General features: G+C 61.8%; 12 protein-coding genes and 1 pseudogene. 1 reads left to right on the forward strand and 12 read right to left on the reverse strand.

All coding sequences use genetic code 11. The features are described 5' to 3' along the window. Positions 1-113: 113 nt before the first annotated feature. The 10 genes and pseudogenes from RG540_RS18960 to RG540_RS19000 form a co-directional block, all read right to left on the reverse strand. On the reverse strand, positions 114-863 hold the full coding sequence (locus tag RG540_RS18960; RefSeq protein ID WP_038591108.1) for an SDR family NAD(P)-dependent oxidoreductase: 750 nt from the start codon (positions 861-863) through the stop codon (positions 114-116). A 2-nt stretch (positions 864-865) separates the two neighbouring features. Further along, positions 866-1720 carry a PCC domain-containing protein gene (locus RG540_RS33530; protein ID WP_167551694.1) on the reverse strand — a complete coding sequence of 285 codons (855 nt, stop codon included), beginning with the start codon at positions 1718-1720 and terminating at the stop codon, positions 866-868. Positions 1721-1741: 21 nt separating this feature from the next. After that, a pseudogene (locus RG540_RS33185) lies at positions 1742-3370 on the reverse strand (acyl-CoA synthetase); the annotation flags it as partial. Then, positions 3367-4536, reverse strand: coding sequence for an acetyl-CoA acetyltransferase (locus RG540_RS18970; RefSeq protein WP_038591111.1), 1170 nt, complete (start codon positions 4534-4536; stop codon positions 3367-3369). The gene RG540_RS18970 and the pseudogene RG540_RS33185, both read right to left, overlap by 4 nt. Before the next feature lie 16 nt (positions 4537-4552). Beyond that, positions 4553-5428 carry an IclR family transcriptional regulator gene (locus RG540_RS18975; protein WP_046600749.1) on the reverse strand — a complete coding sequence of 292 codons (876 nt, stop codon included), beginning with the start codon at positions 5426-5428 and terminating at the stop codon, positions 4553-4555. A gap of 35 nt (positions 5429-5463) precedes the next feature. Continuing rightward, positions 5464-6483, reverse strand: a complete 1020-nt coding sequence (locus RG540_RS18980) for a TRAP transporter substrate-binding protein (RefSeq protein WP_038591116.1) — start codon at positions 6481-6483, stop codon at positions 5464-5466. 46 nt (positions 6484-6529) lie between these two features. After that, a complete protein-coding gene (locus tag RG540_RS18985; RefSeq protein ID WP_038594265.1) occupies positions 6530-8386 on the reverse strand; it encodes a TRAP transporter large permease in 1857 nt (618 codons plus the stop codon). A 325-nt stretch (positions 8387-8711) separates the two neighbouring features. Next, on the reverse strand, positions 8712-9515 hold the full coding sequence (locus RG540_RS18990) for an SDR family NAD(P)-dependent oxidoreductase (protein WP_038591119.1): 804 nt from the start codon (positions 9513-9515) through the stop codon (positions 8712-8714). A gap of 165 nt (positions 9516-9680) precedes the next feature. Next, a complete protein-coding gene (locus RG540_RS18995; protein ID WP_038591122.1) occupies positions 9681-10262 on the reverse strand; it encodes a DUF2239 family protein in 582 nt (193 codons plus the stop codon). 60 nt (positions 10263-10322) lie between these two features. Beyond that, positions 10323-11402, reverse strand: coding sequence for an acyltransferase family protein (locus tag RG540_RS19000; RefSeq protein WP_038591125.1), 1080 nt, complete (start codon positions 11400-11402; stop codon positions 10323-10325). Positions 11403-11599: 197 nt separating this feature from the next. Here RG540_RS19000 and RG540_RS19005 point away from each other — a divergent pair, with 197 nt between their 5' ends. After that, positions 11600-12403, forward strand: coding sequence for an MBL fold metallo-hydrolase (locus RG540_RS19005; RefSeq protein WP_038591128.1), 804 nt, complete (start codon positions 11600-11602; stop codon positions 12401-12403). Between the two features lie 54 nt (positions 12404-12457). Here RG540_RS19005 and RG540_RS19010 read toward each other — a convergent pair whose 3' ends face one another. Both RG540_RS19010 and RG540_RS19015 read right to left on the reverse strand, forming a co-directional pair. Beyond that, positions 12458-13471, reverse strand: a complete 1014-nt coding sequence (locus tag RG540_RS19010; RefSeq protein ID WP_038591131.1) for an amidohydrolase family protein — start codon at positions 13469-13471, stop codon at positions 12458-12460. Positions 13472-13647: 176 nt separating this feature from the next. Further along, a complete protein-coding gene (locus tag RG540_RS19015; protein ID WP_038591133.1) occupies positions 13648-14427 on the reverse strand; it encodes an IclR family transcriptional regulator in 780 nt (259 codons plus the stop codon). Positions 14428-14475 lie beyond the last annotated feature (48 nt).

Raw genomic sequence — 14475 nt, forward strand, 5'->3', positions numbered from 1 at the left:
CGGAAGTCGGCAGTTTTCTAATCTATCCCGTGACTTGTCAACGAGCCTCGATGCGTGGAGCCACCTATTTTCGTGAAGAGATTGTCATATGACGAATGTCGTGCCGGAACGGTTCAGGCCATCAGCCCGGCAGCCGTAAATCCGCCGTCGACGGCAAGAATCTGGCCGGTCACATAGGAGGACTGGCGTTCGTCGACGAGAAAGGCGATTGCCGTGGCAATCTCCTCCGGCCGACCGTAGCGGCGCATCGGCACGGTGCGGTTCCACTCTTCACGCGTCACCGCCGTGTGGTTCTCCTTGACCATCGGCGTCTCGATCGGACCCGGCGCAATGGCGTTGACGCGGATCAGGTCGTCGGCAAGTTCGACCGCCATGATCTTGGTAAGCGTCACCAGCGCGCCCTTCGACGCGCCATAGGCGGAACGGCCGAGATTGCCCTTGATGCCGGAGACCGAAGCGATGTGGACGATCGACCCGCCGCCGTTTTCCCGCATGATCGGCGCCAGTGCCTGCGACAGCGCAAACGCGCCGACGACATTGACCTCGTAGATCCGCCGGAGCTGATCGGTCGTAGTATCGGCGAAACGAACATTCGAACCGATGCCGGCGCTGTTGACCAGTGCCTGCAGCGGACTTTGAAGCGCCTGGCAGCGATCGGCAAGATCCGCGATCGCCTTCTCGTCGGTGATATCGAGAAGAACGGTGGTGAGGAGACCGGCGCGATTGCCGAGCCGTTCCATCAGCCGATCGAGTGCTGCGGCATCGCGGTCGGCGGCCAGCACATGCCAGCCGGCTTCGATCAGAAGCTCCGTCGTCGAAAGGCCGATACCCGATCCCGCACCCGTGACGACGACGCTGCGCATGTTCAGCTCTCCCGATTTTCGATGATGACCAGTTCGAAGGTGACGCCGACCGGATTGTCACCCCGCGCCAGCCGGCCGTGATAGATCACGCCGTCCGTATCGACGACCGCAGCATCGATCGAGGCCCGGAGCCCATCCGGCGTCATTTCGAGCACGCCGTTCTCTATGGCGATCTCGGTCGCGAGGCAGACCACGCGGCGCCCATCCTCGAAGACTGGCTCGTTGATGCTGCCGATGCCGTAGATGCGGGCGCGCTCGATGCCATGCTCGCGGCAGACCTCTTCGATCGCTATCCCGACATCCTCGTTCGGGCGCACCCGCAGCAGGATGCCGTTGCCCTCGCCGCTTTCGCCCTTGGCGGAAAACAGCGTGAAATTCGTTTCCGGATCGGGGATCGACGAGAAGGTCGCGGTGGCGCTGCCATACCCTTTGACAGTGATCGGCCGGCTGACGATGCTGTCGAAGGGCAACACATGCCCCATGCGCAGGGCGCCTTCGCCGGTATCCCAGATGCCGTGGCAATGCAGGAACGGCGTGCCGTCCCGCTCACCCACCATCGCAGTCGCCGAGTGGAATTTGCCGCCCGCTTCCGGCGCGAAGGTCGCGCTGTACCAGGCCGCATGGTCCTTGTCCGGCGAGAAGGCCGGCAGGACATAACGGAACGGATCGCAGGCTCCACCTTCGATATTGAGGAAACCACCCTTGCAGCCGGCCTCCGCAAAAACGCGCGCTACCTCGGCCATGAAAACCTCGCCCGGCCGCAGCATGCCCTCGACCGGCTTTAAAGCGGTCCGCACCGCCTCGCGCCTGATCGGAGCGGCAGGGCCTGGATGCTTGAGCTGGCGCAGCGCCGGCATGTCGTTAGCCGGCTTATCGTCGAGTTCGCCGCGTGCCTGAAGCTCTTCGCGGATCATCTTCTTGGTGATCTTGCCATAGGCCGATTTCGGCAGAGCTTCCCAGAAGATGAAGCGTTTCGGCATCTTGTAGCGGGACATCCGGCCGTCGATGAAGGCGAACAGGTCCTTCTCGGTCACCGCCGAACCCGGCTTGGCGACGCAGACGGCGATGCCGACTTCGCCCCAGAGTGGATCGGGTACGCCGAGCACGGCCACCTCGCTGATTGCCGGATGGGTAAGGAGCTTCTCCTCGATCTCCCGCGGATAGACGTTCGAGCCGCCGGAAATATACATGTCCGAGGCACGGCCGGTAATGTAGAGGAAACCCTCCGCATCCATATGGCCAAGGTCACCGGTGCGGAACCAGCCGTTGCGGAACGCCTTCTCGTTAGCCTCCGGATTGTCGTAATAGCCCGCGAAGACCGCCGGGCCGATGCAGCAGATCTCACCTGTCTCGTGAGGCGCGACCTCCTCGCCCGCATCGTTCTGGATCGACACCTGCATGCCGGTGCGCTCCATGCCGCAGGTGCCTATCCTGGCGGCTTCGCCGTCCTCGGCAGAATGTTGCGCCGGCGGCAGAACGGTGATCGCGCCGGTCACCTCGCCGAGCCCGAAATATTGCACGATCACAGGCCCGAGGCTTTTCAGCGCCCGCTTCTGGTCCTCGCGATACATCGGCGCGCCGGCATAGATGACGTAGCGCAGCGAAGAATGGTCGTATTTCTTGGCGGCCGGATGTTCGACCAGCAGCTTCAGGATGGTCGGCACGGTGAACATGGTCGACACGCGCCATTTTTCGATCAGCGACCAGGCGGCGTCGATGTCGAATTTCTCGGTCGGCAGCAGGATGGTCTTCACCCCATGCGCCACCTGGGTTAGCTGGTGGACGCCCGCACCATGCGACAAAGGCGCAACGACCAGCGCCGCGTCGGCGGAGGTGACACCGGGCATCAGGTCGCAGAGATGGTTGTTGATCACGAAGGCCATCTGGCCATGGGTCAGCACCGCCGCCTTCGGCCGCCCGGTCGTGCCCGACGTGAAGAAGAACCAGCATGGATCGTCGCGCTCGACGCGCGCCTCGGCCGGCTTCCTGCCACCGAATTCGTCGACAATTGCATCATAGGACGGCCCGAAATCCGCTTCGCCGATGGCAATAGCGAAACCGATTTCGGGATTGTTCTCCCGCACCACCCGGGCGTGATCCGGAAACGAGGCGCTGCATATCAGGCCGGTCGCGCCGCTCGCCTTGGCGAGATAGGCGACCTCTTCCGGCGTCTGCCGGAAATTGGTCGGCACCCAGACGGCGCCGATCCGGAAACAGGCGAACATGCTCTCGAACATCTGGTTGCAGTTCTGCGACTGGACGAGGATGCGGTCGCCCTTGCTCACCCCGAACCGCTGCTGCAGCGCCGCAGCCATCGCGTCGATGCGGGCCTCGAACTCTTCCCAGGTCCAGGTCTTCTCGGCCCAGACCAGCGCGATGCCCTGCGGTTCGCGACGCATCGCCTGCGTCACGAAGCGGGCAAGGTTCATCACCTGCGTCGAGCGGGGGCTCAGCCCGCCCTTCGGTTCGGTCCGATTGCCGATGCCAACCGAGGTCGTCGCATTCATTTCGTCCGCTCCAGGATCGACACATAGTTGGCGACGGCAGCACCGCCCATGTTGAAGACCCCGGCCATCGTCGCCTTCGGCAGCTGCATGTCACCGGCTTCGCCGCAAAGCTGCATCGCCGCCATGACATGCATCGAAACGCCGGTTGCGCCGATCGGATGGCCCTTGGATTTCAGCCCGCCGGAAGGGTTGACCGGCAGGCGACCATCCTTGCGGGTGATGCCTTCACGGATGACGCGATAGCCCTTGCCGGGTTCGGCGAGCCCCATCGCCTCGTATTCGATGAGCTCGGCGATGGTGAAGCAGTCATGGGTTTCGACGAAACTGAGGTCATCCAGCGACACGCCCGCCTCAGCCAGTGATTTCTGCCAGGCCATGCGCGCGCCCTCGAAAGCGATCGGATCGCGCCGCGACATGGCGAGGATATCGTTGACGTGATTATGCGCCTTGAAGGCGACGGCGCGCTTCATACCGGCTGCGACTTCGGGCGAGGCGATCACCAGAGCGGCCGCACCATCCGAAACCAGCGAGCAGTCGGTGCGCCTCAGCGGCGCTGCCACATAGGGGTTCTTGTCGGACACCGTGTTGCAGAAATCGAAGCCGAAATCCTTCTGCATATGCGCATAGGGGTTCTTCATGCCGTTCGCGTGGTTCTTGGCCGCGATCATCGCCAGCTCTTCCGAACGATCTCCGTAACGCTGAAAATAATGGCTGGCGATGCGGCCGAAGAGGCCGGCAAAGCCGCCTTCGACATCCGCTTCCTCCTCGCGGTAGGAGGCGGACAGCAGGATGTCGCCCGTCTCCTTCGTGGGCAGCGCCGTCATCTTTTCGGCACCGACGACCAGCGCGATCTTGCCGCGGCCGGCAGCGATGAAGTCGAGCGCTGTATAGAGCGCCGCCGAACCGGTGGCGCAGGCATTCTCCATCCGAACCGCCGGCACATGGTCGAACCCGTCGGCCGCCATCGCCACGAGGGCACCCTGAAAATCCTGCTTGGAAAAGCCGTTGTTGAACACGCCGACGAAAATGCCGTCGACATCCTTGGCCGTGATGCCGGCATGTTCGAGGGCCGGATTGATCACCTCGGCCATCAACTCCCGCGTCGAGGCCGCTTCGGACTTGCCGAACTTCGAATGCGCCCAACCGACGATCTGCGCTCCTGCCATGACCTTCTCCTTCGTTTCAAACGCGTTCCGGTGTTCTCGACCGTGCCGCTTGCGGCGTCTTTCGAAGCGCCGGTTTCTCCGAACTGAACAGCGATTTAAGCTTGCCCTGCACCCGCTCGACTTCATGAGCCAGCAGCCCGACAAGTTCCTTCTGACGCGCCTCGCCCATGCGACTGTCGATTGCGGCAATCGACAACGCTCCTGCAAGCCGCCCGTCGGGCAGCAGGATCGCCATGCCGATCCCCCAGGAATTGGCGATTACCCGCCCCGGATTGAGCGCGTAGCCAAGCTCGCGTGTGCGGCCGACATCCTCTCGGATAATCTGAGGGGAATAGCCCGGATATTGCGCGGCAATGACGCCTTCAATGCGGCCGAGGACCGCCTCGACTTCCGCGTCCGGCAATGCCGCCAGCATCGCAAGCGAACCGGCGCCGACGCCGAGCGGGTTCTGGTCGCCGGTCAGCAGCGCGTGGGTGCGCACCGGATGCGTACCCTCCTCGCGATGCAGGCAGACGGCGTAGTCGTCACGCCGCATCGAGACGAAACTCGTGTCGGCCGATTTGCCGGAAAGCCGCTTCAGACTCTCGCCGGCCATCTCCAGAAGGCCATGCCGGCGAGAGGCCAGCATGCCGAGTACGTAAAGCTCCCCGCCGAGGTAATATCGGCGGGTAAGCTCGTCCTGTTCGACGAGGCGGGACCGCATCAGCGCCATCAGCAGCCGCCGGGCCGTGGGTTTGTTGAGGCCGCTATCGGCGACCACATCGGCCAGCGCCACGCCCTTTTCCGCCCCGCGGCCGACGACGGAGAGAAGCTGCAGCGCCCGCTCCACCGCCTGCGAGCCGGAAACGGCACCTTCCCGAAGACCCGACGGGATCTCGATCACCTGTTGCATATGCCGTTTCCCATCAGATGCATGTCCGCCACCGATCAGCTCAATGACTTGCCGATGGCCTTTTCGAGGATCGCCCAGGCCTCGTCGCCGTATTTCGACTTCCAGTCCTTGTAGAAATTGGCGGCGCGCAGCTTTTCCTGGAAAAGGGCGCCGTCCGGCTTGTTGAACTTCATGCCCTTGCCTTCGAGTTCGGCCTGAACGGTGGCGTTGAGGCCCATGACGTCCTTGCGCTGCAGCTCGGCGGCGGCGTTGAAGTGTTTCGAGACTATACCCTGCAGATCTGCCGGCAGCGCCTGCCAGGAGCGGCGGTTGAGCAGGATCCAGAAACCATCCCACATGTGGTTGGTCATCGAGACGTATTTCTGCACCTCGAACAGCTTTGCCGTCGTCAGGATGGCGAGGGGATTTTCCTGGCCGTCGACGATGCCGGTCTGCAACGCGGTATAGGTTTCGGCAAAGTTGATGCTGGCGGGCGCCGAGCCGAAGGCGGTGAACATCGAGGTCCAGAGCGGGCTGACCGGCACGCGGATCTTGAAACCTTCGAGGTCCTTCGGCTTTTCGATCGGTCCCTTGGACGAGGTGATCTGCCGGAAACCGTTGTCCCAGATCTTCTCGAGCGTCAGCAGACCCTTCTTCTCGATCTCGCCGCGAACATATTTGCCGAGTTCGCCGTCCATGGCCGGCCAGACCTTGTCGTAGCTCGGGAACGCGAAACCAACGCCGTTGAGCGAGGCATTCGGCACCAGGGTCGACAGGATGATCGGCGAAAGGCTGAACATTTCGACGCCGCCCGAACGCACCTGGTTCAGCATATCCGTATCGGCGCCGAGCTGGCTCGACGGGAAGATATTGATCGCCATGCGACCACCGCTCTCCTCCAGAATCTTGGCGACAGCCTCCTTGGCGCGGGTGTTCATCGGATGCGTCAGCGTCTGGTTGTTGGCGAACTTATAGGTGAACTCGGCGGCATTGGCCGGCCGCGTGCGGATCGAAAAGGTCGTGGCGATGCCGGTCGTGGCCGCGCCCAAAAGAAGCGTTCTGCGATTGACGTTCATGAAATCCTCCTCCGAATTCAGTTCCCAGTTTTTTGCCTCACAGCCTCTAGAGAAAGGCGGTCGAGAAATAGGGCACGGCTGCGATCACCAGAAGGCCGATCATCAGCGCGCCGATATAGGGCCAGATGGCCTTCATCGCTTCGTCCGGCGAAACATTGCCGATCTTGCAGGCGATGTAGAAACCGATGCCGATCGGCGGCGTCATCAGGCCGATATTCATCGCCGTCACCACCACCATGGAATAGTGGATATCGTTGATTCCGAGCGAGCGGGCGACCGGAAACATGATCGGCGCCATCAGCACGATCGCCGGGAGGCCCTCGAGCACGCAGCCGAGCACCATGAATATCAGGATGGTGACGCCCATGAAGGTCATCCAACCACCCGGCAGGCCTTGGACCGCCTGCACAAGCTGCGCTGCGAACCCCGTCTGGGTCAGTGCCCAGGCCATCGCGGACGCCGCACCCAGGATCATCAGGATCGCGCCGGAAAGCGCTGCCGTCTCCACCAGCATGGAATAGAGCTTCTTCAGGCTGATGCCGCCATAAAGCGTTGCGCCGATGATCATCGCGTAGAGAACCGCGATCGTCGAAACCTCGGTCGCAGTGGCAATCCCCTCGCCGACGGCGGTGCGGATCAGGAAGGGCAACACCAGTGCCGGAGCGGCGACCAGAAACGCCTTCTTGATCACCGAGATCGGCGCGCGGCGAACACCGGCCATGGATTCATGCCGCGCCTTCCAGCGCGCCAGGATCGCAAGAACCAGAAGTAAAACCATGGCGATCGCGAAACCCGACGTGAAAAGCCCGGCGATCGAGACGCCGGCGGCGGAGCCGAGCACGATCAGCACGATCGACGGCGGCACGGTTTCCGCCATTGCAGCACCGGTTGCCAGCAGCGCGATCATCTCCGGCGGCCTGTGGCCGCGACGCTTCATTTCCGGAAACAGGGCAGGCGCGACGGTCGCCATATCGGAGACCTTGGAACCGGAAATGCCGGACACCAGAAACATCGAGCCGAGCAGAACATAGGACATCCCTGCCCGCACATGCCCGAGCAGCGAGGCCAGCACCTCGACGATCGCCCTGCCCATGCCGGTCGCATCCAGCACGCAGCCGAGCAGCACGAAGATCGGCACCGACAGCAGGATGATGCTCGACATGCCCTCGTCCATGCGGCCGATCATCACGAACACCGGAACTGACGTCGTGAACGTCAGGAATGCCAGCGTCCCAAGGCCGAAGCAGAAGGCGATCGGCACCCCGAGCACGAGAAACAGCGCCACGAAACCGACGAGGAAGATCGGAATGTTCCAGTTGCCGATCTGCTTCAGGCCCGGCCCGACAAGCCAGAGCAGCATGGTCACGACGGCGATAACCACCACAGATATCGCGACCTGCCTCAAGGTCGATCCCTTCAATGCGTTGACAACCGCGAGGATCAACATCAGCCCGACACCAACGGGCAGGGCGGCGGCGCGAAAACTCATCGGAATGTTGAGCGCCGCCGAAGTGATGTAGGATTCCTCGATTGCATATTCATAGGCCGGCCGCAGCATCACGCCGAGGAAAAGCGCCATCAGCAACAGGGCCAGCGTGTTGGCCAATCCCTGCACCTTTTCCGGCAGCATGCCGACGAAGAGCGTCAGCCGCAGGTGCTCGCTGCGGTCGACGGCCATGGCCGAGCCGAGCATGGCAAGCCAGAGGAAAGAGATCGATGCCACCTCGTCGATCCAGACGATCGGCAGCGAAAAAACATAGCGGGAAACAACCCCGGCCAATAGCAGCGCGATAATGCCGACGAGAAGCCCGGCAGCAATCGCCTCCGCCGGCCGCATCCAGACGGAACCGCTCTGCTGCGGCGCCACGCCTTCGAGGCCGGCGAGCAGCGAAGCCTCGTCCATGGGCTCGATCGTATTATGGGCTGCCGTCACACATCATCCTCCTCTGTGCTGCGAAGCGGACAAACGGAAGAAACGCTCCGGATATTCGCGGACCAAGCCGCAAATCCGCGCGGACCACGCCCCTCTCCGGCGCGACCGCTTCTCCTCCCGACGTCCGGCTCCTCCAGCCATCCGCAGTGGTCCATTATCTGGATCTTATTCTTCTTCAAGTTGCCGGAGTTTGCTGAAGCCCGACAGATTAGGCAAGCCTAAATTTGCCACCGGAGTAGAAAACTTTAAAACCGATCCACATCATGGATCTCACCCCAGCGCACCTGCAATTGCCTCAGTTCAAGCTGCCGGACACCGTCACATGCAGCCCGCCGTCGATCGGAAGCTCGACGCCGGTAATGTATTTTGCCTCGTCGGAAGCGAGGAAAACCGAGGCCCAGGCGATGTCCCAGCCGTCTCCCTGGCGTTTCATCGGCGAAAGCGCATCCCTTTTTGCTTTCATCTCATCGGCTGAAGCATAGTAGCCGCTGATCTGTTTCTGAATGTGCGGTGTGTCCATCACCCCTGGCAAAATGGCATTGGCCCGGATGCCTTTGGCCGCATATTCGATCGCAATCGCGCGCGTGAAGTGGTTCAGCGCCGCCTTCGATGCATAATATGAAACGTAGGGATAGCCGGTCCATCGGATGGAGGCGAGCGAGGAAATATTGATGATCGCCCCCCCGCCCTGCTTCTCCATGATCGGCAGAACGGCCTTGCAGGTGAGGAATGCGCTGGTCAGGTTGACGTCCATCACCTTGCGCCAGCTCTCTTCGGTTGCCTCCGCCGCACCGCCCGGCAGGTTGATGCCAACATTGTTGTGCAGCACGTCGATGCGGCCGAAACGCTCCATGGTCGCTTCGACAACGGCAGAAATATCACTGGATCTGGTGACGTCCGCGGCGAGCGCCACGCCTAAGCCTCCCTCGGATTCGATGACGTCGACCGTGTTCCTCGCCGCATCGAGATCGACGTCGACGCAGATGACGCTGCCGCCCTCACGCGCATAGGCGACGGCCGCAGCCTTGCCGTTCCCGAAACCCGGGCCGACCGAACCGGCACCAAAGACGAGAACGACCTTATTCTTCATGCGATCCATAACTGCTCCTCCGAGCCACCCTCCCCGGCGGCGCGAAGCAACTTACGGTGCGGTTTTCATCCGGTCCATGTTCAATCGCGGACAGAACATGTTCAAAAAGTACCTGATTGCTCCGGACTGCCTGATGTCAGCGGTGTTTTCGGCGACTACTCGAAATAACGGGAGTTATTTTTCTTCGGCGGAGCCGGCCCCGAACGCGGCTCGGGCGAGATACCGGGCATGTTCTCGAACATCCTTCGGCCAGCTCTCCGTCAGCTCCTTGAAGCGATTCTCTTGCCCGGCATAAAGCGCCCGCGCCGCGTCCTCATATCCCGGCTGATCCCCGCCGAGCGCCCGCATGAAGCGATCGGAGGCCTCCTGCGCCCGGCGCGTGTCGTCTCCCGAACTGCCGGCTGCACGCGCCGAATCGACGAGCTTGCGCAGAGCCACCGAGGCCCCGCCCGGCTGCTGGCCGAGCCATTCCCAATGCCGCGGCAGCAGTGTCACCTCGCGTGGCACTACACCGAGCTTCGGCCGCCCGGGCCGCCGTTCCACCGGCTCGACAGGCTCCACATTATCCCTGGGAAGGCGGCCGAGACAGTCTTCGAGTGTGCCGCGGAGATCGAGATCGACCGGCTTTCCGGTCGCATCGTCGAAGACCAGAACGCTTTCATGGCCACCAGCCTTGACCGCCGTTACGACTTCCGCCGGTGATCCACCTGCAACGCGGTTTTCACCCCAAAAAGCTGTCCAATGAAAATCTGCCATCTGCTTCCTCTGTATTGAGAGGAAGATTTATCCGGGTAAAATAGGATCGTCAATTCGGGATCAGGCGGTTCGCTGTCTCAGGCGGCCGAGACCGTCGCGAAGATGACCAGCAGCGCGGATGATCGCCCGCCGCGCCGCCGGTTCGATGGTCGTTGCGATCACCCAGGCGACGAAGAGCAGGGCGGCAACCAGCACCAGGGCAACGAGCCAGCGGTTCTGATCCGTGCCGAAACGGGCAAACACCGCGTAACCGATATTCTGGTGCAGCAGGTAAAGCGGATAGGTGAGGCCACCGAGACCGATCGCCAATGCCGGAGAAATGCGCAGCGACGGCGCCGTGGCGCAGACCGCAACCGCTGCAAGCGCCAACGGCCCGATGAGCGCGAGCCCGACGGCGCTGCGGCTCAGCCCGTATGTTGCGATGAAATCCGGTTCGGTCAGGAAGGGTGTGGCGATTGCCCAGCAGACGGCAGCGGCGAACACGCAGAGGCTCGAAAGGGACGCATGCTGCCTCACCTTGTAGAGCGCCAGGCCGAAGGCGAAATAGCCGGAATATTCGGTGATCAGCAATTTCTGGATCGCGCCGCTGCCAATGAAGGCCTCGTTGACGATCGAAATCGCCAGCCATGCCAGCACGACAACCCGCCAGCCGCGCTCGAAAAGGCCAGTGGCAATGAGCAGGAAAACCCAGAAGTAGAAGATGATCTCGTAGGCGATCGTCCAATAGGCACCGTCGAGAAAGGGCTGCCCGAGGCCGCGCGAGATGATGACGACATGCGCCAGCCATTGTTTGACCGTCGGCGGATCGAGGGTCGGCACATGCCAGACGGCGAGCACGACGGCTGTAATCGTCGCGCAGACGATGAAGGTCGGCCAGAGCCGGGCAAAACGACCGGCGGCGAAATCATAGGCCGTGCGGCCCTCCGCCGACATGGTGATGACATAGCCGGAAATCGCAAAGAAGATCAGCAGGCCGGTATCGAACCACATGGCAAGGGGTGCGAGTTCGGGAAAGCCGATGCCAGCGCCCTCGCCGGAAATCCGCATGCGGAAACCGTAGTGGAACGTCATGACCATCAGCGCCGAGACAAGGCGTAGGATATCCAGGTTCAGCAGCCTTGGCGTCTTCGGGGCCGTCATCCGATCCTCTGGGGTGAAATAGCCTAATGCCGGACCCTATCGCACCTGCCTTTGGAAAAGGTGAATCCTTCCCCGAGAATATGAGCGGATCCGACTGGACTGCCTCAGGTAACGCCAAGGACTTCCCTTTCCTTGCGGAATATCGTTTCCTATCAAATTCATGACAGGACCCACACAAGATCCTGAGGGAGGTTTCGATGTCGATTTTTCTCTGCGGCGCCTGTGGCACCTCCTTCGAGGAAGCCGAAGAGGCGCCGGAAACGTGCCCCATCTGCACAGACGAGCGGCAGTACATACCGCCTTCCGGCCAGGCCTGGACGACGACGGAAAAGCTTGCACGGACGCATCGAAATGCTTGGACGCAGCTCGAGCCGGATCTGATGGCAATCCAGACCGTTCCAGCCTTCGCCATTAACCAGCGCGCCCTGCTGCTGCGCACACCGGCTGGAAATATCCTGTGGGATTGCATCGCGCTGCTGGACGACGCGACCAGGAAGATCATTCAGGCTCTGGGCGGCCTCAGCGCCATCGCGATCTCCCATCCGCATTATTACTCGACCATGCAGGACTGGGCCGCGGCCTTCGACGCGCCGATCTATCTGCATGCCGCCGATAAGGAATGGATCTGCCGCCCATCGGATTACGTCCGGCTCTGGGACGAGGACGCGTTGGTGCTCTCCTCTTCCGTCACGCTGGTCCATGGCGGCGGACATTTTGCCGGCGGCACCGTGCTGCATTGGACGGGCGAGGACGGCAAGGGCGTGCTGCTCGCCGGCGACATCGTCCAGGTCACGCCGGGCACCGACCATGTCTCCTTCATGTGGAGTTATCCCAACATGCTGCCGCTCAGCGCCGCTGAAGTTGCCGATGTCGCCGAGCGGCTGGCACCCTGGCCGTTCGAGCGCATCTACGGCGCCTTTTCGCATCAGAATGTCCGCCAGGATGGCCAGGCGATCGTCGCCCGCTCCGCCAAGCGTTATATCGACCGGCTTTCCAAATAAAAAACGCGCGGGTGTTGCCACCCGCGCGTTCGATAATTCCGAAAACCGGATCGTCTACTTCAGGCCGAGAAGCTTCTTGGCATTGCCCTCGTAGATCTTTTGGCGGGTAGCGTCGGAGATGTCCATGTTGTCGAGAACCTTGATGGTCTCGCGGATGTACATCGGGCCGCCTTCCGGATCGAACGGCGCGTCGGACGCGAACAGCACCCGGTCTTCGCCAAAAAATTCGATGGCGTGTTCGATTGCCTTGGTCGAACCGAAGCTCGCCGTGTCGGCATAAAATTCCTTGAAATATTCGAGATGCGGGCGCTCGAGCGCCTTCAGCACGACCGAGAGGTCGCGGTCGGTCGTGCGTTTGCCCATCTGGTCCCAGCCGGCACCAACGCGGCCTTCGAAGAAGGGCACCATGCCGCCGGCATGGTGGGTGACGACTTTGAGACCTTTGTACTTGTCGAAGATGCGCGAGAAGACGAGGCGCGCCATCGCCGCCGAGGTTTCATACGGCCAGCCGAAGGTCCAGAAGATCTCGTATTCCGAACGGTCTTCGGTCAGGTAGTCCGGGAAGTTGGCGCCACGCGACGGATGCAGGAAAACCGGCTTGCCGGACTTTGCCATATATTCGAAGAATGGCTCGAACTGCGGCAGGTCAAGTGGCTTACCGCTGTAGTTGGTGAAGATCTGGACCGCACAGGCGCCGAGATCTTCGACGACCCGCTTGGTTTCCGCCATCATCCATTCCTGGTTTTCCATCGGCACGGTGGCGATGAAGGCCGGGAAGCGTTCCGGATACTTTTCGCAGAGTTCCGCCTGCGAATCGTTGCCGATCCGACCGAGGTCATAGGCGCGTTCGGGGCCGGCCAGCTTTTCCAGCGGCGGGGAAGCGAGCGACAGGACCTGCTGATAGTCGCCGCCGAACATGTCCATCACCTGGAAACGACGGTCGAGATCGGTCATCATCGGCACCGCACCGCTGCGCATGGTGACGTCTGTCATCGTGCCGATATAGCCGATCAGCTTGTCGAAAAACGGCTTCGGCCAGATGTGGTTGAAAGCGTCAATCTTCTTCATGGAATGCTCCTCCTGTCTATCCCTGCTACGGCACCGCGAACTTAAGGGAAGTTCAGTGCCCCCGAGGGGTTTAAAAAATCCGCGAGCCGAGCAATGTCGAGATCTCGGCCATGCTCCGTCGCGGCAAAATGCGAAGACGGTCGCCGAAAGTCAACACATTTTCTTGCAATATGAGATTACCGGCTTGAAATTCGATGTCGATGCGAGGCAAGCGCGGCGGTGATCTCGCCGGCTGCGAACAAGACTTCCCGGCCGATCTCCTCCACAGCGGAGCCGCCGACCTGATCTTGAGCGATCGTTACGGAAAAGCTGGCGATGGGGCTCTGGCCAGCATCGAAGATCGGTGCCGCGAAACCGACGACACCAGGTGTCACCTCGCCATGAGCCACGGCATAACCCTTCTTGCGCACCGACTTCAGCCCGTCCAGAACCGCTTCAACGGTATCGCCGGCGCCCGCTGCCTGCCAGTCGTCGAGCGTGCGATTGATCAGCGGCACCAGATTGCGGCGCGGCAGAAAGGCGACGATGGACCGGCCGATCGCGCCGCGGCTGAGCGGCATCGGCCGTCCGCGCGGATAACTGCTGATCGCCTCGCGGCTGGAACTGATCGAATCGACGCAGAGGATCTTTTCGCCGTACCAGCGCACCAGAAGCGCCGTGCATTCGTATCGACCGGTGAGTTTCTGGAGATAGGGCGCGCCGGAGAGGATCAGATTGTCCGACTTCCGCAGGAGATAATCCATCTCCACCACCCTTGGTCCAAGGGTGAAGCCGGTATTCGGCATGGAGGTCAGAAAACCGCTGTCTTTCAGGATCTTCAGGTAGCGATAGAGCGTCGGCCGGCTATAACCCAGCTCCTCCATCAGCTCTTCCGGCGTCCATTCCAGACGGTCCTCGGTGAAGACCTCAAGAACTGCTTGAAGGCGTTCGAGACTGTTGACGGCCTTTTTTCTCAAGATGCTCCCGCTCTCCGCTGACGGCGCGCAACATCGAGCGGGCCGGGC

Origin of the sequence: Neorhizobium galegae bv. orientalis str. HAMBI 540 (assembly GCF_000731315.1) — a bacterium.
Lineage (GTDB): Bacteria > Pseudomonadota > Alphaproteobacteria > Rhizobiales > Rhizobiaceae > Neorhizobium > Neorhizobium galegae.